The 21,915-nt window shown below is 66.0% G+C and carries 14 protein-coding genes; 7 read left to right on the top strand and 7 right to left on the bottom strand.

What is annotated here, in order from left to right:
* Positions 1–2: 2 nt before the first annotated feature.
* A complete protein-coding gene (locus BEK68_RS11215; RefSeq protein ID WP_012436362.1) occupies positions 3–4,283 on the bottom strand; it encodes a YhdP family protein in 4,281 nt (1,426 codons plus the stop codon).
* Positions 4,284–4,458: 175 nt separating this feature from the next.
* Here BEK68_RS11215 and glnE point away from each other — a divergent pair, with 175 nt between their 5' ends.
* Together glnE and rrtA are read left to right on the top strand one after the other, a co-directional pair.
* The gene (glnE, locus tag BEK68_RS11210) at positions 4,459–7,302 is read left to right on the top strand and encodes a bifunctional [glutamate--ammonia ligase]-adenylyl-L-tyrosine phosphorylase/[glutamate--ammonia-ligase] adenylyltransferase (RefSeq protein WP_012436361.1); all 2,844 of its coding nucleotides are present in this window, start codon (positions 4,459–4,461) and stop codon (positions 7,300–7,302) included.
* The gene (gene rrtA, locus BEK68_RS11205) at positions 7,299–7,913 is read left to right on the top strand and encodes a rhombosortase (protein ID WP_012436360.1); all 615 of its coding nucleotides are present in this window, start codon (positions 7,299–7,301) and stop codon (positions 7,911–7,913) included. Before glnE ends, rrtA begins: the two co-directional genes overlap by 4 nt.
* 88 nt (positions 7,914–8,001) lie before the next feature.
* On the opposite strand, the gene BEK68_RS11200 is transcribed toward rrtA, so the two are convergent.
* The 5 genes from BEK68_RS11200 to BEK68_RS11180 form a co-directional block, all read right to left on the bottom strand.
* A complete protein-coding gene (locus tag BEK68_RS11200) occupies positions 8,002–9,948 on the bottom strand; it encodes a S8 family serine peptidase (RefSeq protein ID WP_012436359.1) in 1,947 nt (648 codons plus the stop codon).
* Between the two features lie 224 nt (positions 9,949–10,172).
* Positions 10,173–11,816, bottom strand: a complete 1,644-nt coding sequence (locus BEK68_RS11195; protein ID WP_012436358.1) for a S8 family peptidase — start codon at positions 11,814–11,816, stop codon at positions 10,173–10,175.
* A gap of 264 nt (positions 11,817–12,080) precedes the next feature.
* A complete protein-coding gene (locus BEK68_RS11190; RefSeq protein ID WP_012436357.1) occupies positions 12,081–12,539 on the bottom strand; it encodes a hypothetical protein in 459 nt (152 codons plus the stop codon).
* 93 nt (positions 12,540–12,632) lie between these two features.
* On the bottom strand, positions 12,633–14,339 hold the full coding sequence (gene recN, locus BEK68_RS11185; RefSeq protein ID WP_012436356.1) for a DNA repair protein RecN: 1,707 nt from the start codon (positions 14,337–14,339) through the stop codon (positions 12,633–12,635).
* 10 nt (positions 14,340–14,349) lie between these two features.
* Positions 14,350–15,288 carry an NAD kinase gene (locus BEK68_RS11180; protein WP_004631655.1) on the bottom strand — a complete coding sequence of 313 codons (939 nt, stop codon included), beginning with the start codon at positions 15,286–15,288 and terminating at the stop codon, positions 14,350–14,352.
* Between the two features lie 111 nt (positions 15,289–15,399).
* Between BEK68_RS11180 and hrcA the strand changes: the two genes are divergently transcribed.
* The 4 genes from hrcA (at position 15,400) to BEK68_RS11160 (ending at position 19,302) form a co-directional block, all read left to right on the top strand.
* A complete protein-coding gene (gene hrcA, locus BEK68_RS11175; protein ID WP_004631656.1) occupies positions 15,400–16,458 on the top strand; it encodes a heat-inducible transcriptional repressor HrcA in 1,059 nt (352 codons plus the stop codon).
* Positions 16,459–16,583: 125 nt separating this feature from the next.
* Entirely contained in the window at positions 16,584–17,648 is a 1,065-nt protein-coding gene (tauA, locus tag BEK68_RS11170; protein WP_012436355.1) for a taurine ABC transporter substrate-binding protein, read from the top strand.
* A complete protein-coding gene (locus tag BEK68_RS11165; protein WP_012436354.1) occupies positions 17,645–18,436 on the top strand; it encodes a taurine ABC transporter ATP-binding protein in 792 nt (263 codons plus the stop codon). Before tauA ends, BEK68_RS11165 begins: the two co-directional genes overlap by 4 nt.
* Positions 18,433–19,302: an ABC transporter permease subunit gene (locus tag BEK68_RS11160; RefSeq protein WP_012436353.1), complete on the top strand. Its 870-nt coding sequence runs from the start codon at positions 18,433–18,435 to the stop codon at positions 19,300–19,302. Before BEK68_RS11165 ends, BEK68_RS11160 begins: the two co-directional genes overlap by 4 nt.
* A gap of 7 nt (positions 19,303–19,309) precedes the next feature.
* Here the strand turns inward: BEK68_RS11160 and hutC are convergent, their stop codons facing one another.
* Positions 19,310–20,023, bottom strand: a complete 714-nt coding sequence (hutC, locus tag BEK68_RS11155; protein ID WP_012436352.1) for a histidine utilization repressor — start codon at positions 20,021–20,023, stop codon at positions 19,310–19,312.
* Positions 20,024–20,177: 154 nt separating this feature from the next.
* On the opposite strand from hutC, the gene hutU reads away from it, so the two are divergent.
* Positions 20,178–21,896, top strand: a complete 1,719-nt coding sequence (gene hutU / locus BEK68_RS11150) for a urocanate hydratase (RefSeq protein ID WP_012436351.1) — start codon at positions 20,178–20,180, stop codon at positions 21,894–21,896.
* Positions 21,897–21,915 lie beyond the last annotated feature (19 nt).

Raw genomic sequence — 21,915 nt, 5'->3', positions numbered from 1 at the left:
CCCTATTTTGCCGAGGTTTGCGATTGGCTGCCGGAATTACCGTTGGATGCGACTTTCTCGATCTTCGGATCGGCCCAGCTACCGGTCACGTGGTATTGCGTGACGAATGCCTTCGACAACTGGTCGCCCAGGACCAACTGCGCGGCCAGCGTGCCCAGCCCGATGGCCGGATTGATGAACGCCGCCGCCAGCGAGGCCGACGTGGCGTCCACCTTGGGCGTGACCTTGACGCGCAGGTCCTGCGTTTCATCCAGGATGTTGGCCGAGCCCTGCATGGCCACCTGGAATTGCGGGCCCTTGACGGCAAAATCTTCAGTGTGGGCGATGCCGCTGGCGATGGTGCCGGTGGCTGCCACGCTCTCGAACGGCGTGCCGCGCCCGGTGGCGCTGCGCAGGTCGGTCGCGAAATGCAGCAGCCCCTGCAGGCTCAGCACGCCCGCCAGCTTGGCCAGGCCCGGATCGACCGGGAGGAACTGGCCGCGCTCCAGGTTCAGCGCCATGCGGCCGTTGAGCGTCGGGTAGTCGATCGACATGGGCGAGCCGCGCCAGACCACGCGGCCTTCGAGCTTGCCCTTGGCACCGTCGATCACCTTGGCGAAGCCCATTTTTTGCAGCAGCTCGCCGGTGTCGCGCAGATCCAGGTTGAAGTCGAGCAACGTCCGGCGCTCGGGATCATCACCGCCGCCGCGCAGGCGTCGCGGGATGCGCCACGTACCGTGGGCCGTGAGCGTGGCAGCAGGCTGCTCGATCTTCAGCGTTTCGAGCGTCCACACCGGCGCACCGTCGGTGATCTGGCTGCGCGCCTTGATCTCCAGCTTGCCGAGCGCCTTGCCGCGTAGGTCGAATTTGTCGGCGACGAGGTCGAGCGATGGAATTTCCTGCGAGCTGCTGGCCAGCGATTCGGTGAGCGCCGTCTCTTCCTTGGCGTCTGGGATGCTCATGCGCGACAGGCGCATCGTCAGCTCGCCGAAGGGCACGGCGGCGCTTTCGGCGTGCCAGCGCGCGCTGCCTGCAATCTCGCGCGAATCGATGGTCGATTGCCAGTTGGGGCCGTCGCGCGTCGCATCGATGCGCACGGCGTTGAAGTCGCGGCCCAGGATGCGCAGCGTTTGCGCGCGGGCGCTCAGGTGGCTGGGCAGATACGCGCTGTGGCTGTCGGAGGCGTTTGGAGCATTGGTGGCATGTTCGGCGGCAATCTGGCCGGCGCTCTTGTCTGCGGCGGGTGCGGCAAAGACATGGCGCCAGGCGTCGATGTCCAGTTGATCCAGCGCCAGGTTGGCCTGCACGCCCTCCTGCGGTTGCGGCACCGGTTGCCGCACGCCGATCCCGCCTCGCAGCACCTCGACGCCGTTGCCCGTGCTGCGTTGCTCGTAGCGCGCACTGACGATATTGCCGACCTGCAAAACGATTTCGTCGATGGCGTTGTTGGAAGCCAGCGGCTGCATCTCGAAACGCACCGGCAACGGCTGCCCGGCGGCCTTGTTGAGCGGCGCCGGCAGACGCACCGTCATCGGCGTGAGGTCGGACTGCACCTGGATGAGCGGGCGATGCTGCTTGACGCTGATGGTCGCGCTGTAAGGCGCGCTGCCCTCCAGCGAGCGTGCAACGGCGGCCACCGGGCTGTTTTCCGGCGTCGTCTCACGCAGCCCTTGTGCCGATGCGGTGCCCGCCACCTGGATGCGGATCGTGCCATCGGGCGCGGTGCCACCCGTGGGGCGGATTTCGCCGCCGGCAAAGCGCGCGCGCAGGTTGTCGAAACCGATGCCTTTTTGCGTGAAGGTCAGCGCGCCGTTGACATCGGTGAGCGGCGGCGCCTGCGGAACCAGCGTGACGTCATTGCGCAGGAACGTGACGCTGCCCTGGGCGCGCGTCGAATGCATCTCGTGCAGCGGCAGGTCCAGCTTGAGCGCCAGCGTGGCGTTGCCCTGGGCGCGCGCGTCCTTGGTGAAGTGGCCGATCCACTGGCCGATGGGGCTGGCCTCAACGTATTGCAGGAAGTTTTGCGTGGCGCCGTCGCCGCGGCCCTCGATGGTGAGTAGCGGGTTGTGGTCGCCCATGTCGGGCAGCCTGCCATTCACGTCCTGCAAGTTCACACCCATCACCTTGGCGCGCGCAACCTTGAAGGCCAGGGACGCGCGATCGAAGATCACTGTCCCGTCGATGTTGGTGAACGCCGGCCAGTCGCCCGGGTGCGTGGGCACGCGGCCCGGCAGGTTGTGCCCGGCTTCGGCCGGCGCTGATTGGTAAGTTACGTCCTGGATCGGCACTTCCACGCGGAAGACACCTTTGTGCGGCGGACGGAACGGAAAGTCGTGCAGATCACCTGCCAGTGCGAACCCGACGTTATTCGCCGTGCCGGCTTGCAGCGCACCGCCCAGGTAGTCGCGCAGATGCTGTCCGATCGACAGCGGCAGGTAGCGCGGCACACGCGGAACGTTGGCACGGTCGAGCGTGCCTTTCAGGTCGATGGTGCCGAGATGGCTGGTGTCTGGCGCGTGGCGATAGCTGCCCGTGATACGCGCTGACAGGTCGTCGTTGGAGAACGCGAGGTTGTCGCTGGCGACAACCAGTTCCTGCTTGCGATATGTCCAGTTGAACGTGCCCTGTAGCCGGTCCAGCGGCACGCGCGCGTCGGCAAAGGTGCCAGGCAGCAGTAGGGCGGTGTCGTTGGACTCGATGCGCAGCGTGCCCTTGTCGTCGGAGAAGACGGCGTTGCCGGAGAGGTTTTCAACGCCGGGCACGGCTGGCTCGGGATGCTGGCCCGGCGGTACCGCGGGCAGCGCACCGGGGCCGAACGAGACCTGGCGCATCGTGGCGCGGCCGGTGAAGTGCACCGGCGCCGGCGTATTTGGCCGCCAGCGGGAGACATCGCGCTGCCAGTTGATGTCCAGATCGTCGATGCGGCCGGACGGCTGCTTTGTCCGCAGTGGTTCGAGCACGCCGGCGGGCAGCGGCAGCGCGGTGGCGATGTTGCGCAGGTCGGCCAAATCCAGTGTCGTGGCCTTGACCTGCAGGCTGCGCAGCGCATCGCGCGCGTCGAGCGCCCACCCGACGGTGACATTGCGCACGCCGCGCGGCGTGCCAGCCGGGTTGGTCGGCGCCTGGATGCCGGGGCCTGCCAGTTCGGGTACCGACGGCGGTTGGGCGGGCGGGTTCAGCGGTTGCCAGAGCAGCGTGTCGAGGCGCAAGGCGTGCTCGCCTCGCGCGTTGCGCTGATGCGTGGCCAGCGCCTGGAGGCTGCGCAACTGCAGCGGGTCCAGATCCTTGCGGACCTGGAGATCAAGCTGTTGCCCGGTCAGGCGTGCCTGGCTGCGCGTGAACACGCCGCCGGCGAACTCCACCGAGCCGTCGGAGGTGAGCGTGCCGCTCTTGGCGGCGGCCAGCACGGGCACGTAGCGCTGCACGGCAGCCAACTGCAGCGTATCGACCTGCCAGGAGGCCTGGCCGTGCCAGTGGCGCCAGTCGCCGGGCCGGGCGAGCAGGTCGTGACGGAAATCGGCGTGCAGTTTGATGGGACCGTTGAACAGCGTGGCCGAGGTTCCGCTGGCCTCCAGCCGGTGGCGCGTCGGGCCGCTGTGTAGCTGCACCCGCACATTGCCCAGCGCCACTTCAGGCAGCTTCTGCTGTTCGTCAAGCCAGCGGACGGCGCCTTGCTGGAAATCGATGTCGCCCTGGGAGAGCAACTGATCAAGGAAATTGCTGTCGCCGCCGGTGTCGGGGCCGAGCGGCATGCCGGCGACGAGCAGGGCGCCCTGCGTATCGCGCCGTACCAGCACGTCGGCCTGGCTGGCGTGCAGGGCGGCAAAGGTGATCTGCATGCGCAGCAACGAGCGCCAGGACAGCCGCGCCTGCACGTCCTGTATCGCGAAGGTGCGGCGGCCCGCGGTGTCGTGCGCGTCGATGCGCTGGGCGCGGAATGCCGGGTGCCAGCCCTCCCAGTAGGTCTCAAGCGAGCCGATGTCCACCGTGGCGTGCAGTGCGCTGGACGCCTCGCGCTGCATCCATTCGCGTGCCACGCTCGCGCGCGGCCACAGGATGAAGCGCACCGCCAGCATGCCGACGACGGCCAAGACGGCCAGCGCGGCGGCCGTCTTCCAGAGCACCCGCCACAGCTTGCGCCAGATCGGGGCGCGAAAAGCAGCCCCGATGCCCGCGCCGACCCGGCGGGCAAGCCGTACCAGCCATGCCCAGGCCGTGGGCCGGCCCCCCCCGCGTGTGGACAGGGTGCTGGCGTGTCCACCATCGGACTTCGGCGATTCTGGGGGCTGGGACGGGCGAGGCATGATGCGGATTATCCGATATTCAGCAGGCGGCGCCACATTTGGGGTTGGGCGTTGCGCCTGCTCAGCGGCAAGCACGCTCAATGCCCGTGGACGTTCGTGATCACGGATGGCCCTGCGTATATCGGCGCGCATTTCAGCGAGAATGGACGTTTCCGCCAATGCTCGATGGGTCCGCATGACTGATTCCGCCTTGTCCGCCCAGCCATTTCTGCAAGCTCCAGCCCGTGCCCCGGAAGCCCCCGCTGCTGCGCTGCCTTTTGCGCTTACGTATTCGCGCTACCTCCAGCGTCAGGCGCAAGCACGCCCGGGCTGGGCCGAGCGCGTGCAGGCCGGCGCAGGCCGTCCGATTGACGTGGCCTGGCTGTCGGCGCGCTTTGCCGAACTGTTCGACACGAAGGCTGTGGAAGTCGAGGCCGCGCTCAAGCGCGCCTTGCGGCTGCTGCGCAATGAAGTCTTCGGTGCACTGGTTGAGCGCGATCTGTCCGGCGCCGCGACGCTCGATGAGGTGACGGGCACGATGACCGACCTGGCCGAGTTTGCCGTGCGCACGGCCGTTTCCGTGATCGGCCAGGAACTGAGCGCCCTGCACGGCCAGCCGATCGGGCAATCCTCCGGCGAGGTGCAGGAACTGGTGGTGGTCGGCATGGGCAAGCTGGGTGGGCGGGAACTAAACGTCTCGTCCGACATTGACCTGATCTTTCTCTACGACGACGACGGCGACACCCAGGGTGGTGCGCGCCCCCTCTCCAATCATGAATATTTCACGAAGCTTGGCCGGCGGCTGATCAACGCGCTGGCCGATGTGACAGAGGATGGCTACGTCTTCCGCGTCGACATGCGCCTGCGTCCGAACGGCGATGCGGGGCCGCTCGCGTGCAGCCTCGGCATGTTGGAGGAGTATTTCGTTGTGCAGGGCCGCGAATGGGAGCGCTACGCCTGGATCAAGGGCCGCGTGATCACCGACCCGACCAGCCCGCATGCCGCCCGCGTGATCCAGCAGCTGGATCGCGTGACGGGCCCGTTTGTGTTCCGGCGCTATCTCGATTACGGCGTGATCTCCGCCATTCGCGCGCTGCATGCGCAGATCCGCAACGAGGCAGCCAAGCGCAGCAACGGTGCCAACCAGCAGCGCGATGACACGGGCCACCTGCAGGCGCGCTCGCCCAACATCAAGCTCGGGCGCGGCGGCATCCGCGAGATCGAATTTGTCGCGCAGGTGTTTCAGCTCATTCGCGGCGGGCAGGATTTCGGGCTGCGCGTGCGGCCCACGCTGGAGGTGCTGCGGGTGGCGGCGGAGCGCGGCCTGATCGAGCCCGAAGCGGTGGAGCGCCTGACCGAGGCGTACCGCTTCCTGCGCCAGCTTGAACATCGCCTGCAGTACATCGAAGACGCGCAGACGCACAACCTGCCGGGCTCGCCGGAAGACCAACTGCGCGTGGCGCACATGATGGGCTTTGACGACTATGCGGCGCTGGTCACCACGCTTGAGACGTATCAGGACGAAGTTGCACAGCATTTCGAGCAGACCTTCTCCGACAAGCAGGACAGCCAGCCGCCGTGCGCCGCGGTCTGGCACGCAGACCTGCTCGACGACGAGCACACCGAAACCGCCCGCGTACAACTCGCCGAACTCGGCTATGCAAATCCGGAGAGCGTGCTGGAGCGGCTGCGTGCAACGCGCAATTCGCCGCGTTATCGGGCGTTGTCCGAAGTCAGCCGGCAGCGTTTCGACTTGCTGATCAACCGTGCGCTTGATCAGGCATCGCGGCAGACCGATGCCGATGTCACCATCGCGCGCTTTCTCGATTTCTTTGATGCGATCAGCCGGCGTTCGTCGTACCTGTCGCTGCTGAGCGAATACCCGCAGGCCATGGAGCGCGTGGCCCACACGCTCCATGCATCGCGCTGGGCGGCGGACTACCTCACACGCCATCCGCAACTGCTCGATGAGCTGCTCGATGTGGAAGCGCTGTCGGCCGAGCCCGACTGGCCAGCGTTCAGGGCGCGCGTGCGAGAGCGCCTGCAGGCAGCGTCCGACCACGTCGAGATGCAGATGGACATCCTGCGCCAGGAGCACCATGCAGAAACTTTCCGCGTGCTGCTACAGGACCTGCAGGGCATGCTGAGTGTCGAGCACATCAGCGACCGGCTCTCCGATCTGGCCGACGCCGTGCTGGACCTCACGCTTGAAACCGTCTGGCAGCAGGTCGCCACCCGCCATCGGGAGGTGCCACGTTTTGCCGTGGTTGCCTACGGGCGGCTGGGCGGCAAGGAACTCGGCTATGCGTCAGACCTCGACATCATCTTCCTGTATGACGACGATGACGAACGCGCACCCGATGTCTACGCGTCATTCGCGCGCAAGCTCATCACGTGGCTGACCAGCCATACCGCCGCGGGCACGCTGTTCGACGTCGATACGCGCTTGCGACCGAACGGTGCGGCGGGTTTGATGGTCACGCACTTCGAAGCCTTCCGCCGCTATCAGATGCGCGAGGGCGACAACGCTGCGTGGGTGTGGGAACACCAGGCGCTCACGCGTGCACGCTTCTGCGCGGGCGATGCGGAAATCGGCGAGCGTTTTGAGGCGCTCCGTACCGCCGTGTTGCGCCAGGAGCGCGATCCCGGGCCGCTGCGCGACGAGATCGTGGCCATGCGCGAACGCGTGGCGGAAGGCCATGCGAACCCGACCGGGCTGTTTGATCTCAAGCACGATCGCGGGGGCATGGTCGATATCGAGTTCACCGTGCAATTCCTGGTGCTGTTGCACAGCGCGGCGCATGCCGAGCTGACCCTCAACAAGGGAAATATCGCGCTGCTACGCATGGCTGGCGAACTCGGGTTGATTGACGCGACGGCGGCCGCGCAGGTGGCCGATGCCTACCGTGATTTCCGCGCACGCCAGCACAAGTTGCGGCTTGACGGGCAGTCCGCCGCGCGCGTACCCGTCGGCACCTGCGCGCGCGAAGCCGGCCACGTGCGTGCATTGTGGGAGCAGGTGTTCGGGCCCGCGCAATGACGGCGCATCGGCACGCGCTGCACACATGGGGCGCGTGCGCCGTTGTGGCTGCGCTGTCGGCGGCGTTCTCGTTCGTGCCGTGGCTGTACGCGTTCGGGCTGTATCAACGCGAGGCTGTGCGCGCGGGGCAGTGGTGGCGCATCGTGACCGCCATGTGGGTGCATCTGGATACGTGGCATTGGTTGGCGGATGCAATGGCCGCGGTGGGGCTCATCCTGCTGCTGGCGCGCGTGTTGCGGCCGCAAGCCATCGTTGGAGCGCTGGTGGTGTGCGGCGTGCTCGTACAGATCGCTTTGCTCACTCGGCCGACGGTGCAGTGGTACGGCGGGCTCTCTGGCGCGCTGCATGGTCTGGCGGCATGGGGCGGGCTGCGGCTGCTGAAACCGTCCGCCGACGGGGCCGAAGATCGCTTCTCGCGCTGGATTGGCGTGGCGCTGTGTGTGGGCGTGCTGGTGAAAGTGTGGCTCGAGCAATCGTGGCTGTCGCCCGTCGCCTATGACCCGCACTGGGGGTTTGGCGTGGTGCGCATCGCTCATGCGTTTGGTGCGGTGAGCGGATTGCTGGTGTGGGTGCTGGGGGAGTGGGGTCTTCGCAGACAATCGGCTGCATAGGTGAGCAGCGGAACGCCGGAGGGGTTAAAGCAGGAGGGGGAAAAATGCCCGCGTCCAATGAAGACGCGGGCCGAAAGTACAAATAGGCTTACTTAGCGCGACGCCGACGACCGGCCAAACCGGCGGCCAGCAGCAATGCTGCGCCGGCCAGACCGATGGCGCCACCGCCACCGCCGCCGCTGGAGGTCGCAGCAGGCGGGGTGTTGGCGCTGGCTGCTGCAGTGACTGTCACGTTCGCGGTATCCGTGGCGGTCGCGCCGGTGTTGCTCGTCAACGTGACGTTGAAGGCGTAGGTGCCCGCCGCGGACGGCGTGAATGTGGCGGTGTAATTGCCGTTGCTATCGGGGCCGGCTGTGGTAAGGCTGACGGATGGCCCAGAAGTCTGCGCCCACTGCACGCTCGTGATGGTGTTGACGAGGCCTGCACTGCCGGTCGCTGTGAGCGTGACCGCGTTGTTTGCGACCACTGCGCTTGCCGACGTCGATGCATGCACACTCGGATTGCCTTTCGCCAGCGCAACGGCGGCACCGGCATCGAGCATGCCCGCGCCGCAGACACCCGCATGCGTTGCGCAGTATGTGCCCGCCGGGAATGGCCGAGCCGACTGTTTAAGGACGGTGGCAATTTGATCTGGTGTCAGGGCACTGTTGACCGACAGCATCAGGGCAGCAACGCCTGCCACGTGTGGCGTAGCCATGGAAGTACCGGCTTCGCCCGAGTAGCCGGGGGAACCGGCACTGGTGGTGCCAGTGTTCGAGAGCGACGCGATCAGAGCCCCCAAACCGTTGACCACGGCACCATTGCCGCCGCCAGGAGCGCTCAGCGTGGTACCCGTCCCCACGTTGGCGTAGGTCGCCTTGTCGCCCTCCAGCGTATGGGCCGTGACGGCGATGGTTCCCGTGCAGTTGGCCGGTGAATCGATTGCCGATGCGCTCTCGTTGCCGGTAGCGACCACGATCACCGCGCCGCGATTGCGCGCGTTGGTGATGGCGGTTTGCATGGGCAGGTCACAACTTCCGGTGCCGCCCAGGCTCATGTTGATGACCTTTGCGGGTGTCGGGTTGACGCTGGGGGAGATGCGGCCTACGACACCGCCGCTTGCCCATGTAACCGCATCGATGATGTCCGACTCGGCGCCCCCGCAACGGCCGAGGGCGCGTGCCATCTGGACACCAACGCCCGGGGCAATGCCTGCGACACGAGTCCCGCTGTGCTGCGCAGCGACCAGACCTGTCACAAAGGTGCCGTGCCACGAACTATTGGAGGGCGTCGCACCGTTACAAACCGTCGGGTTGTTGGTGATGTCCGTAGCGGTGATCGCGTCGCCCGGGTCCGTCCCGATGCTGTCGCCCGAGTTGTTTCTGAACGTATTGGTGATGAAGTTGGAACCCGGGTTTATCTTGGCGCCCGTAAGGTCGGCATGGCTGAGGATGCCGGTGTCGACGATTGCGACATTGACCGTATTCGACCCGGTGGTCGTGTCCCACGCGGTCGTCAGGTTGGCTCCGCCCACAGCGGTTCCGCTGGCCGGCTGCAACGGGCCACTGGAATTCGGGATGGTGGTGATCGTTGCGTTCGTGGCCATCAGGTTCCATTGGGAACTGAACCATGCAGCCGATGGTGTGAATGCCGGGCGCAGGATGCGGTCAGGCGCAACATATTCGAACTGGCCGGTCGCGGCCATGCGCTGCGCCACGGCTTGGGCGTCATCCAGCGTCATGGTGCTAGGCAGCGTCACCACATGGGCGCCGCCCGACATGGCGCGCTTGTACGTCACGGGCAGCTGTGCGGCGGCAGACCAGCGTTGCACCGTCGCAACGTCGACTCGCATGATGCGCCCGTCTGGTTCTGCGGATTGCAATTGGAGAGCGCCATTGGCGCCGCTCTTTTCCTTGACGATCAACTGCGACACCCACTGTGTTTGGGCGCCTGCGTTTGCTGTATCGCCGCCGGCCAGCGCCGGCGCAGCTTGATACGAAACCAGTCCGAGCGCGACCAGCGCGCGGACGATACCCCCCTGGGCAATCGACTTCATGTAGTTAACCCTGTTGTTGTAGGAAACGGAGGCGCAATTATCACAAGAATTGCGCGTTTCCCACCTTAAACAGGCTAACTGCGTTGTTTAGTAATTTTTATATCTATTTGAAATCGCACGTGCGGTCCAACCAATCAACGTAACCGGCCAAGAGCCGCGTCCCGCGCGGCGTTACACGCGAAAAGCGGAGGCGCCTTTTTGGAGGCGCGGGCGCTGAATGCGTCTTAAGGCGCCTTTAGGCGACGGCGACCACCGGCCATGCCAGCCGCCAGCAGCAGGGCGGCACCGGCCAGCGGAATGGCACCACCGCCACCGCTGCTAGTACCCCCGGTCGATCCCCCCGACCCCGTCGTGCCACTGCCCGCGCCAGCCGGGGCCGTGTTCTGGGCATAGCCGACGGCACCGGCGGTATCCAGCAGGCCTGCGCCGCAGATGCCGGTGTTTACGGCGCAAAACGTGCCGCTCGGGTGCGGCCGCGCGGTCTGCTTCAGGCCAGCCAATATCTGCGCGTTCGACAACTGGGGTTGCACGCTAAGCATCAGCGCGATAGTGCCGGCGGTTTCCGGTGTCGAGAAACTTGTACCTGCCACCGACTTGACCGTGGGGTTGCCGACGCTTTGTGTGCCATCGTTGGAGTCGGCCTGGATGACGGAAACGGGCTCCGCACAAGTCGCGGGATTTGTCGTTGTTACGACCTTCGAGTTGCCGCAGCCACCCCCCGGCGCGGACAGCGCCACCTGCGGCCCCACGTTCGCGTAGCTGGCGTTCTCGCCGCTGTCGACGTGCGCGGTGACGGCGATCGCTCCTGAGCAATTGGCCGGTGCGTCAACGGTCTGCGCGGCTTCGTTGCCGGCAGCAGCTACGACGATGGTGCCGCGTGCGGCCAACTGATTCACTGCGTCTTGTTCTGCGGCCGAACATTGGCCAACGCTGCCCAGGCTCACGTTCACAACACGCGCCGGGTTGGCGTTGGCCGGCACGCCAGACACGTTGATGCCGCCCGCCCACAACATGCCGTCGACCGTGTCCGACAGCAGCGCACCGCACTTGCCCGACACGCGTACCGGCACGATCGGCGTGTTCCAGCCGACCCCCGCGATATCGAGCGCATTGTTTGTCTGGGCGGCGAGCACGCTGCTGACCTCGGTGCCGTGCCAGCTACTTGCAGGCGGATTGCTAATGTCATTGGTCGTGCAGCCGGAAATCTTGGGAACGTCAGCTGACGTAACGATGTCGCCTAGGTCGTGCGCGTCCGTTCCTCGGCCAAAGGAGTTACCCGCGCGCGCCGGGTCCGAGATGAAGTTGTAGCCCGGCAGGATCTTGGGGGACAGATCGGGGTGATCGGTGTAGCCGGTATCGACCACCGCCACCACGATGCCCGTCGAGCCCTGCGTGATGCTCCATGCCGCGGCCGCGTTGATGCCGCCCGGCACCAGCGCCGGCGCGGCCAGGTTGTTCTGCGTGGCGAACAGCGGATCGTTCGGAACGGTGTTGGGCCGCAGGATGCGATCGGGCACCACATAGGCCACGCGGGCGTCCTGCGCGATCTTGTCGACGGTGGCCTGGATGCTCGCGGCGTCGGTCAGGCCGGTGCGCATGAGTTGCGCGTTGGTGGCCAGCGTGCGCTTGACCTGCAGCGTGCTACCCGCGGCCTGCGCGACCGACAGCAAGCGGTTGCTCGCCTCGCTGGCCGAGAGCGTCTTGCGCGTGCCGCTCGTGTCGTCGCGCCATTTGATGATCAGGTCACCGGTGTATTGCGGCTGCGGTGTGGCAGCTGTGGCGAATTGGCTGCTCGCCACCCAGGCAACACAGGCAAGGCTGGCGCCTGCGCGGAGCCAAGACTTCAACCGGAAGAGGGAGGGGGTCATCAGCACGTGCTCCGTGGTGTCTCGTTGTCATGAGAAACGTCGTCACGATGTGATCGTTGACACACCGTTACACAAAACCAAAGGTAGCACGCGACTCGCCCACCTGGTGTGGTGGCGATGGCCGATCACGTTTGCGAGCGGAAAAGAGCCGGTCTGTGCGCCGCAACCGAAGCAGAATACGGGCCGGGTGAGGGGATGTGAAGCTGGAAACCGGACGCCAGACGGCGCCCGATGATTCACAGTGTGGAGCGATCTTGCGGCGGTTCAGCGTTGGATCTTCACGACGCGGTCCGGGTCGGCCGAAGCGATGCCGGGCGTGCTGCGCAACGCTGCCACCGCGCCATCCAACGTGGCCGATGCATCGCCCGAACTGGCGCGCACCACCCAGAACCCGCCCGACATCGGCCGTACCACGGCAAACGCCAGCCGTGGCGTTGCGCGTGCGCCGGCAGCATCCAGCAGGCCTTGCACGGTGGCAGACGACGTGGTCGGCGTGCTCAGGCCGATGATGACGTCGCCCAGACTGTGCGCAGCCGACACGGAAGCCGGCGGCTGGGTGTTGGCCGAGGCGGGGTCCATGGCAGGCGGCTTGCCCGGATCAATGGCCGGCACGGACTTGCACGCGGCCAGCAGGCACAGGCCGAGAGCCACCGCCACCGCAGGCTTGGCGGACGACAGCAGGAATCGAGGGCGGGCAGCCGATGATTGGGCCATGTGGGCCATGAAGTTCTCCTTGGATTCGATGGTGGGTGTCTGTGGCGGGTGCAGCCGGAACCTTCGCGCCAGCAGTGGCAGAAATGGTTCCGGTATAGGCGATCACTGCGCCACGCGGCGGGATTTCCGCGCCGAGGATTCTGGCGCCGATTGTGCACGGCCTGCGGCGAGCATCTCGTCTGCATGGCGGCGCGTGGTGTCGGTGAGCGACGCCCCGCCCAGCATGCGGGCGATCTCGTCCACGCGGCCCGTGGCGTCCAGGACCACGAGGTCAGAGCGCGTGCTGCCGGCCACCGTCTGCTTGGCGACCTGAATGTGGTGATTGGCGAGCGCCGCCACCTGGGGCAGGTGCGTGACGCACAGCACCTGGCGGCGCATGCCGAGTTCGCGCAGGCGTCGGCCCACGACTTCCGCGACTGCTCCGCCGATGCCGGAATCCACTTCGTCGAAGATCAGCGTGGGGGTCGGGCTCGCTTCGCTGGCAATCACCGAGATGGCCAGGCTGATCCGCGCCAGTTCGCCGCCCGAGGCGACCTTCGCCAACGGCCGCGGCGACACGCCCGCATGCCCAGCGACGAGAAATTCGACTTGTTCCAGCCCCGCTGCGCCGCCATGTTCCAACGCGTGCAGTGTGATGTCGAAGCGCCCGCCGGCCATCGAGAGCCCTTGCATGGCGCCGGTCACGGCGTCGGCCAACTCGCGTGCTGCCTTGGCTCGGTCGCGCGACAGCGATTGCGCCACCCTCATATAGGCGGCGTGGGTTTGCGCTTCCTGCGCCTGCAGCGCATCCAGATCGGACGCGGCTTGCAGCGCAGCGAGTTGCGCCTGGCGCTCCGCCAGTTCAGCCGGCAGCGTTTCAGGAGCCACGCGGTATTTGCGCGCCATCGTGTGCAGGGCCTGCATGCGCGCATCGACTTCGGCCAGGCGGTCCGGATCCAGTTCCGCGCGATCGGCATAGCGAGCGAGCGTATGCACCGCTTCCTGGATCTGCACCTCGGCCGGCTCCAGCGCGGCCAGGACATCGGCAAGCGCCGGATCGATCTCGGCCAGTTCACGCAGCGTATGGAGCGTCGTGCCCAGTTGCGTGAGCACCGCACCTTCCGATTCGGACAAGCCATCCAGCGCCGCGCGCGTGCCTTCGATCAGGCTGGCTGCGTGTGACAGACGGTGGTGCTCGGCCTGGACCTCTTCCCACTCGCCGGGTTGGGGGGCGAGCTTCTGCAATTCGTTGACCTGCCATTCGATGCGCTCGCGTTCGAGCTGGGCTTCGCGCGACTGCTGCTCGGCGGCTTCGCGTGCGCGCACCACGGCGTGCCATTCGCGGAAGTGCTCGCTGACGACGCGCACGGCACCTTCCAGGCCTGCGTGGGCGTCGAGCAGGCTGCGCTGCGCATCCGTCTTGAGCAGCAGTTGATGGGCATGCTGGCCGTGGATGTCGACCAGTTGCTCGCCTACTTCGCGCAACTGCGCCAGCGTGACTGCCGCGCCGTTGATGAAGGCTTTGCTGCGGCCGGCGGCATCGACCGTGCGGCGCAGCAGGATCACGCCCTCGTCGTCGTGCAGTTCGTGCGCCTCCAGCCATGCGGCCACATGCGGATGCACGTCGAACTCGGCGGTGATGTCGGCACGCGGCGCGCCTTCGCGCACGACGGCCGCATCGGCGCGCTCGCCCAGCGTGAGTGCGAGTGCGTCGATCAGGATGGATTTGCCCGCGCCCGTCTCGCCCGTGAACACGGTAAAGCCGTCGGCCAGATCGAGATCCAGCGCGTGAACGATGACGAAATCGCGGATGGTGAGGCTGCGCAGCATGGAAAGGGTGTTAGAGCCGGTTGTCTTCAGTCGGGTACTCGTGCCAGTGCAGCTTCTTGCGCAGCGTGGCGTAGTAGTTGTAGCCGATGGGGTGCAGCAGCTGCACCGTGCGCTCCGAGCGGCGCACCACGATGCGGTCGCCGGGCAGCAAGGACGTGAGCGACTGCATGTCGAAGTTGACGCTGGCATCGCGCCCGCTGGTGACCTGGATGACCACCTCGGCGTCTTGCGGAATGACGATCGGCCGGTTCGACAGCGAGTGCGGTGCGATGGGCACCAGCACCAGACCCGAGAGCGCCGGATGCAGGATCGGCCCGCCCGCGGACAGCGCATACGCCGTCGAGCCCGTGGGCGTGGAAACGATCAGGCCGTCCGAACGCTGGTTGTACATGAAGAAGCCGTCGACCGACACGGCCAGCTCGACCATGCCCGAGAAGCCCGAGCGGTTGACCACCACGTCGTTGAAGGCGAGGGCGGAGAAGATGACCTCGTCATCCCGCACGACCTGTGCCTGCAGCAACGTGCGGGTCTCGGCCTCGTAGCGGCCGGACAACATGTCGGGCAGCACGGTGTGCACGTCGTCGAACGGGATGTCGGTCATGAAGCCGAGCCGCCCGTGGTTGACGCCGATCACGGGGACGCTGGCGCCAGCCAGGTGACGCCCGATGCCGAGCAGCGTGCCGTCGCCGCCCAGCACGACGGCCACATCAGCGTGGCGCGCCATCTCTTCGGGCGGCAGGGCGGGGTAGTCCTGGACGCCGATGTTGAGCGCGGTTTCGCGCTCGAACACAATGTCATGCCCCCGCCCGGCGATGCACGACGCCAGCTCCATGAGCGGGCCGGCAATGTTGGCGGCCGAATACCGGCCGACCAGCGCAACGGTCTTGAAAGGCGAGACAGGCGAGGTGGCGGGAGCTTGCGGGGCCACGGCGGACGGGGAGGTCGACATGCGCGCATTACACCATATCGATATGACCGTCGCCACGTTAGCGCGTGTTTCGTGGAGAAACGCCGACATCACCCGCAGGCGGGCGCCGATTTTGCGTAAAATTGACGAATCATGGACAAGCGCGCCACCATCCTCCTCAAGACCCTGATCGAACGGTATATCGCCGAGGGGCAGCCCGTGGGCTCCCGCACCTTGTCGAAATATTCGGGGCTCGATCTGTCGCCGGCCACCATCCGTAATGTGATGTCTGACCTGGAAGAGATGGGCTTCATTGCCAGCCCACACACCTCGGCCGGGCGCGTGCCGACGCCGCGCGGCTACCGCCTCTTTGTCGATACCATGCTGACGGCCAGCCCGCTGGATGTGCTGAGCACGCAGGATCGCATGGCGCAGCAGATGGTGGGCGCGATCGCAGAGCAGGTGCGCTCGCAACTTGCGTCGCATGGGGCGGAATCGTCGCAGCGGGTAATTGCGGCGGCGGCGCAAACCTTGTCCAACCTCTCGCAGTTTGCCGGCATCGTGATGACGCCGCGGCGCACGCACGCGTTCCGGCAGATCGAATTCCTGCGGCTGTCGGAATCGCGCATCCTGCTGATCGTCGTCACGCCCGAGGGCGACGTGCAGAACCGCATTATCCATACCGATACGCCTTACAGCCCGTCGCAACTGGTGGAAGCGGCCAACTACATCAACGCGCATTACGGTGGCCAGACGTTCGATGCAGTGCGCGAAAGCCTGCGGGGTGAACTCTCTGCGCTGCAGGCCGACATGACGGCACTGATGCAGGCGGCCGTGGAGGCGGGCAGCAGTGCCGTGTCGGACGAGGAGCCGGTCGTCATCTCGGGCGAGCGCAAGCTGCTGGATGTGGAAGACCTGTCTTCGTCCATGGACAAGCTGCGCCGGCTCTTTGCCGTGTTCGAGCAGAAGACTGGCCTGCTGCAATTGCTCGACGTATCCAGCCGCGCCGAGGGCGTGCAGATCTTCATCGGCGGCGAAAGCAGCCTCGTCCCGCACGAAGACATGGCGGTCATCACCGCACCGTATGAGGTGGACGGCAAGATCGTCGGCACGCTCGGCGTGATCGGGCCGATGCGCATGGCATATGAGCGCGTGATCCCAATTGTAGATATCACGGCCAAGCTGCTGTCCAGCACGCTCAGCCAATATTGATCTACCGGTTGTTCTGTCTGCGAGCCGCATAAGCTCAGCCGATTTTCTTCGACGACAGGCTACGCTGCCGTCTCTCACAATCGACTCCGGCGCATGTGCGCGATTCTTTTCTGCCGGAGTCTTTCATGGCTGGTTCTTCCCTCTCTCGCTTGCTGGCTGCAGCGATGTCTGCGGCCATTTCGTTCGCCTTGTTTGGGGCTGCTCCTGCACGCGCGGCCGACCGCGAGGTTGTTATCGCTTATCAGGACATGGTGCTGCCCTGGCGCTACGCCCAAGCCACGGGCGAGGTCGAGCGTGCCACCGGCTATAAGGTGACGTACCGCCAGCTCGCCAGCGGTGCCGACGTGGTGCGCGCCATCGCCTCGGGTTCCGTGCAGGTCGGCGAAGCGGGCTCCAGCCCGATTGCTGCCGGCGTGTCGCAGGGCGTGGACCTGTCGCTGTTCTGGATTCTCGACAACATCAACGATGCGGAAGCGCTGGTTGCCCGCAACGGCAGCGGCGTGTCGCGGGTGGCCGACCTGAAGGGCAAGACCTTGGGCGTGCCGTATGTGTCGACCTCGCATTTCCATGCGCTGGTCGCGCTGCAACAAGCCGGGCTCGAGCCGCGCGACGTGAAGGTGGTCAACCTGCGGCCGCAGGAGTTGGCGGCCGCGTGGGACCGGGGCGATGTCGATGCGGCCTTTATCTGGGATCCGGTACTCGCCAAGGTGAAGAAGAACGGCACCGTGCTGACCACCTCCGGCAAGATCGCCGCCGCCACCGGCAAGTCGACCTTCGATGGCTTCGTGGCGGATCGCAAGTTCGCGCGTGACCATGCCGAGTTCATCGCCAAGTTTGTCGAAGTGCTGGCCAAGGCCGATGCCGCCTATCGCAACAACAAGGCCGCGTGGACGGCGACATCGCCGCAGGTGGCAGCCGTGGCCAAGACTTCGGGCGCGACGGCGGCGGACGTGCCGGCAAGTCTTGCGCTGTATGCCTTCCCGGATGCGGCGGAGCAGGCCTCCAAGCGATGGCTGGGTGGCGGGGCGGAATCGGGCGCCGCGCAGTCGCTGCTCGCCACAGCACAGTTCCTGAAGACGCAGGGCACGATCCAGGCGGTGCTGCCGGATTACGGTGCGACCATCGACTCGCGCTTTGTCCAGCGCGCGGCTGGTACTTCCAACAAGGCTGTCGCCACCGCAACGCGATGAGCCGTATCGATGTGCGTGGCTTGCGCGTCGACTACACCGACGCGCACGGCCGCACCACCCGCGCCCTGGCCGGTGTGGATTTGTCGATCAACGCCGGCGAGTTCGTCGTGGCCCTGGGCGCTTCCGGCTGCGGCAAGACTACGCTGCTGAACTGTCTTGCGGGTTTTGTGGCGCCCACGTCGGGGCAGATTCTCCTGGACGGGCGCGAAATCGATGGTCCGGGCGCCGATCGCGGCGTGGTGTTCCAGCGCTATGGGCTCATGCCATGGCTGAACGTGCGTGACAACGTGGCGCTTGGTCTCAAGCTGCGCGGTGTCGATCGCAAGACGCGGCATGCGCGTGCGCTTGAGTTGCTTCGGTGGGTCGGACTTGAAGCGCATGCTACGTCGCCGGTCTATGCGTTGTCAGGCGGCATGCAGCAACGCGTGGGCATTGCCCGAGCGCTGGCGACGGAGCCCCGCGTGCTGCTGATGGACGAACCGATGGGCGCGCTCGACGCGTTCACGCGCGAGACCATGCAGACGCTGGTGCTCGATGTCTGGCAACGCACCGGCACGACCGTTTTCTTCATCACACACGACGTGGAGGAGGCGCTGTTCCTCGCAACGCGCCTGATCGTGATGTCGCCATCGCCGGGGCGCATCGTGCAGACATTCGATCTGCCGTTCTCGCGGCAGGCGCTGGCAGGCGGCGACGCCCGCGCGGTGAAATCGTCGCCGGAATTCATTGCCTGGCGCGAGCGTGTGCTGGCGCTGATCCACCATGCCCCCGAGGAGTTGATCGCATGAGCGCGCTCGAAACTCCCGTGCTGCAGCGCGCCTCCCTCGATGCAGCGCCGCCCTCCAGCAGACCGGTGCGCAGGCTGCGCGGCTATCGTCTGCCGGGCGAGGGCAGCGCATCGGGGCTCAGCGTGTTGTCGGTGACTGCGCTGCTCGTGCTCTGGTGGGCGGCCACCACCTTCCATTGGGTGCCGCCGTTGTTCCTGCCCTCGCCGCAGGCCGTGGGGCGCGCATTCATCGATGCCTGGCATGGCGATATTCAAGGCGGCCAGCCGCTGGCAGCACATCTTGGCTGGAGTGCGCTACGCGTGTTCGGCGCGTTTGCACTGGCTGCCGTGACGGCCATACCGATCGGCCTCGCGATGGGTGTCTCCCGCACCGCGCGCGGCTTGCTCGATCCGCCCATTGAGTTCTATCGCCCGCTGCCGCCGCTGGCGTACCTGCCGCTCGTGGTTATCTGGCTGGGCATTGACGAGCGCGCCAAGATTGTCGTTATCTACCTTGCCTGCTTCGCACCGATTGCCATGGCCGCGCGTGCCGGCGTGCGCAGCGCCACGCTTGAGCAGATCAACGCCGCGTATGCGCTTGGCGCAAGCTTCACGCAGGTGGTGCGGCATGTGATCTTGCCCGCCGCGCTGCCGGAGATACTGACCGGCTTGCGTATCGCCATCGGCTTCGGCTGGACCACGCTGGTGGCGGCGGAAATGGTGGCTGCAACCGTGGGCGTGGGGCAGATGGTGCTCAATGCGTCGAGCTTTCTACGCACCGACCTCGTGGTGATGGGCATCGTGCTGATCGGCGCGATTGCATGGGTGTTCGACTTGGCCATGCGCGCCATCGAAGCGCGCGTGGTGCCCTGGAAGGGTCGCAGCTAGCGCAGACTCAGAAACTGCCCGTGAACTGATAACGCCCGCCGGGATGCCACATGGTCGCCACCGAGGCGACCTGGCCCTGCGACAGCGTTTTCCGCCGCAGCATCAGGCAGGGCTCGCGCACGTCCATGTGCAGCATCTCCGCAATCTCGCGCGGCGGCAGGCGCGCCTCAATGCCGTAATCCACGCCCTGCAATGGGGCGGCACGCATCAGGTAGGCGTTCGGCGTGGTCTGCGTGAAATCCTGCTCCATGTATTCGGGCGCCAACGCCGCGTTCACCCAACGGTCTTCCACCTGGATCGGCAAGTCGTTTTCGAAGTGCACGATCAGCGAATGGAAGAGCACGCCGCCGGCCGGCACACCAAACGAAGCCGCCATCGCTTCGTTGGCGCGGGCGCGTTCCAGCTTGTGCAGTTCGGCGCGGTGCCGATGGCCGCGCGCCGCAATTTCCTCGGCGATGTTGCGGATCGCCACCAGCGTCGCCTGGTATTTCTGCTGCGCGACGAACGTTCCCAACCCTTGCACGCGCGTGAGGATCTGCTCGGCGGTCAACTCACGCAGCGCGCGGTTGACCGTCATGCGCGACACGCCAAAGGTCTGCGCGAGCGTGGTCTCCCCGGGAATCATTTCCCCTTCCTGCCACTCGCCGCTGCGGATGCGCATGAGGATGTCTTCCTTGATGCGCTGGAAGGCGGGCGTGCTGGCGGACGGGTCGTGTGACATGGGCGTGGCTTGCGGTGCGGGTAGGGCCGCGGAAGTGATGTGCGGATGGCGGTCATCATCAGGGTTTGCTCTTAGCTTGTAAAGTTTTCTTGCCTAAGTTGTATATACAACATAAGATGCGCTCCATGACAAAGGAGTTCGCAGGAGACCTCACATGAACGCCCCGACCCACGCTGCCCACCTGACCAACGATCCGCGCTACGACGCCTCGCGCGAAATCCGTGCCCCGCGTGGCACCGAGCTGCACTGCAAGAGCTGGCTGACCGAGGCGGCCTATCGCATGCTGCAGAACAACCTCGACCCGGATGTGGCCGAGAACCCCAAGCACCTCGTCGTCTACGGCGGTATTGGCCGCGCTGCGCGCGACTGGGCCTGCTTTGACAAGATCCTGGAAACGCTGCGCGAGCTGAACGACGACGAATCGCTGCTCGTGCAATCGGGCAAGCCGGTGGGCGTGTTCAAGACCCACCCGGATGCACCGCGCGTCTTGATCGCCAACTCCAACCTGGTGCCCAAGTGGGCGAACTGGGAGCACTTCAACGAGCTGGATCGCAAGGGCCTGTTCATGTATGGCCAGATGACTGCCGGCAGTTGGATCTACATCGGTAGCCAGGGCATTGTGCAAGGCACGTATGAGACGTTTGCCGAAGCCGGTCGTCAACATTACGACGGCAAGCTGGCTGGCCGCTGGATTCTCACGGCGGGCCTGGGCGGCATGGGCGGCGCGCAGCCGCTGGCCGCCACGCTGGCCGGCGCCGTGTCGCTGAACATCGAGTGCCAGCAATCGAGCATCGATTTCCGCCTGCGTACGCGCTACCTCGACAAGCAGGCAAAGGACATCGACGACGCATTCAACCTGATTCGCCACCATTGCGAGCGCGGCGAGGCCGTGTCCATCGGTCTGCTCGGCAATGCGGCGGAAATCTTGCCGGAGCTGGTCAAGCGTGCCCGCGCCGGCGGCCTGAAGCCGGATCTGGTGACCGACCAGACCTCGGCGCATGATCTGGTCAACGGCTACCTGCCGATTGGCTGGACGGTCGAGCAATGGCGTGCTGCGCAACGCGACCCGTCGCAGCACGCCCGCCTGACCGACGAGGCCGCCAAGTCGTGCGCCGTACACGTGCAGGCCATGCTTGACTTCCAGGCCATGGGCATTCCGACCGTCGACTACGGCAACAACATCCGCCAGGTCGCGTTCGACCAGGGCGTGAAGAACGCCTTCGACTTCCCGGGTTTCGTGCCGGCCTACATCCGACCGCTGTTCTGCGAAGGCAAGGGCCCATTCCGCTGGGTGGCGCTGTCGGGCGATCCGGAAGACATCTACAAGACCGACGCCAAGATCAAGGAACTCTTCCCGCACAACACGCACGTCCATCGCTGGCTCGACATGGCGCGTGATCGCATCGCCTTCCAAGGGTTGCCCGCACGGATCTGCTGGCTCGGCCTGGGCGAGCGTCACCTGGCCGGTCTGGCTTTCAACGAGATGGTCAAGAATGGCGAGCTGAAGGCGCCGATCGTGATCGGTCGCGATCACCTCGACACCGGCTCCGTCGCCAGCCCCAACCGTGAAACCGAAGCCATGCGCGACGGCACCGATGCCGTGTCGGACTGGCCGCTGCTCAACGCGCTGCTCAACACGGCCGGCGGTGCGACGTGGGTGTCGCTGCACCACGGAGGCGGTGTCGGCATGGGCTATTCGCAGCACTCGGGCGTGGTGATCGTCGCCGACGGCACGGACGCTGCGGCCAAGCGTCTGGGTCGTGTGCTCGTCAACGATTCCGGCTCGGGCGTCATGCGCCATGCCGATGCCGGCTACGAAACCGCCATTGCCTGCGCCAAGCGCAACGGTTTGAACCTGCCGATGATCGGCTAAGTTAAAGACATCCTCTCGC

The organism is Ralstonia pickettii, assembly GCF_001699815.1.
Lineage (GTDB): Bacteria > Pseudomonadota > Gammaproteobacteria > Burkholderiales > Burkholderiaceae > Ralstonia > Ralstonia thomasii.
This window is presented reverse-complemented; position numbering and strand designations above follow the sequence as displayed.

Coding starts and splice junctions, on each gene's coding strand:
- tauA (WP_012436355.1), top strand. CDS start 16,584: ATGGCTGGTTCTTCCCTCTCTCGCTTGCTGGCTGCAGCGATGTCTGCG.
- recN (WP_012436356.1), bottom strand. CDS start 14,339: ATGCTGCGCAGCCTCACCATCCGCGATTTCGTCATCGTTCACGCGCTG.
- BEK68_RS11200 (WP_012436359.1), bottom strand. CDS start 9,948: ATGAAGTCGATTGCCCAGGGGGGTATCGTCCGCGCGCTGGTCGCGCTC.
- glnE (WP_012436361.1), top strand. CDS start 4,459: ATGACTGATTCCGCCTTGTCCGCCCAGCCATTTCTGCAAGCTCCAGCC.
- hutU (WP_012436351.1), top strand. CDS start 20,178: ATGAACGCCCCGACCCACGCTGCCCACCTGACCAACGATCCGCGCTAC.
- BEK68_RS11215 (WP_012436362.1), bottom strand. CDS start 4,283: ATGCCTCGCCCGTCCCAGCCCCCAGAATCGCCGAAGTCCGATGGTGGA.
- BEK68_RS11180 (WP_004631655.1), bottom strand. CDS start 15,288: ATGTCGACCTCCCCGTCCGCCGTGGCCCCGCAAGCTCCCGCCACCTCG.
- BEK68_RS11190 (WP_012436357.1), bottom strand. CDS start 12,539: ATGGCCCACATGGCCCAATCATCGGCTGCCCGCCCTCGATTCCTGCTG.
- BEK68_RS11160 (WP_012436353.1), top strand. CDS start 18,433: ATGAGCGCGCTCGAAACTCCCGTGCTGCAGCGCGCCTCCCTCGATGCA.
- BEK68_RS11195 (WP_012436358.1), bottom strand. CDS start 11,816: ATGACCCCCTCCCTCTTCCGGTTGAAGTCTTGGCTCCGCGCAGGCGCC.
- BEK68_RS11165 (WP_012436354.1), top strand. CDS start 17,645: ATGAGCCGTATCGATGTGCGTGGCTTGCGCGTCGACTACACCGACGCG.
- hrcA (WP_004631656.1), top strand. CDS start 15,400: ATGGACAAGCGCGCCACCATCCTCCTCAAGACCCTGATCGAACGGTAT.
- hutC (WP_012436352.1), bottom strand. CDS start 20,023: ATGTCACACGACCCGTCCGCCAGCACGCCCGCCTTCCAGCGCATCAAG.
- rrtA (WP_012436360.1), top strand. CDS start 7,299: ATGACGGCGCATCGGCACGCGCTGCACACATGGGGCGCGTGCGCCGTT.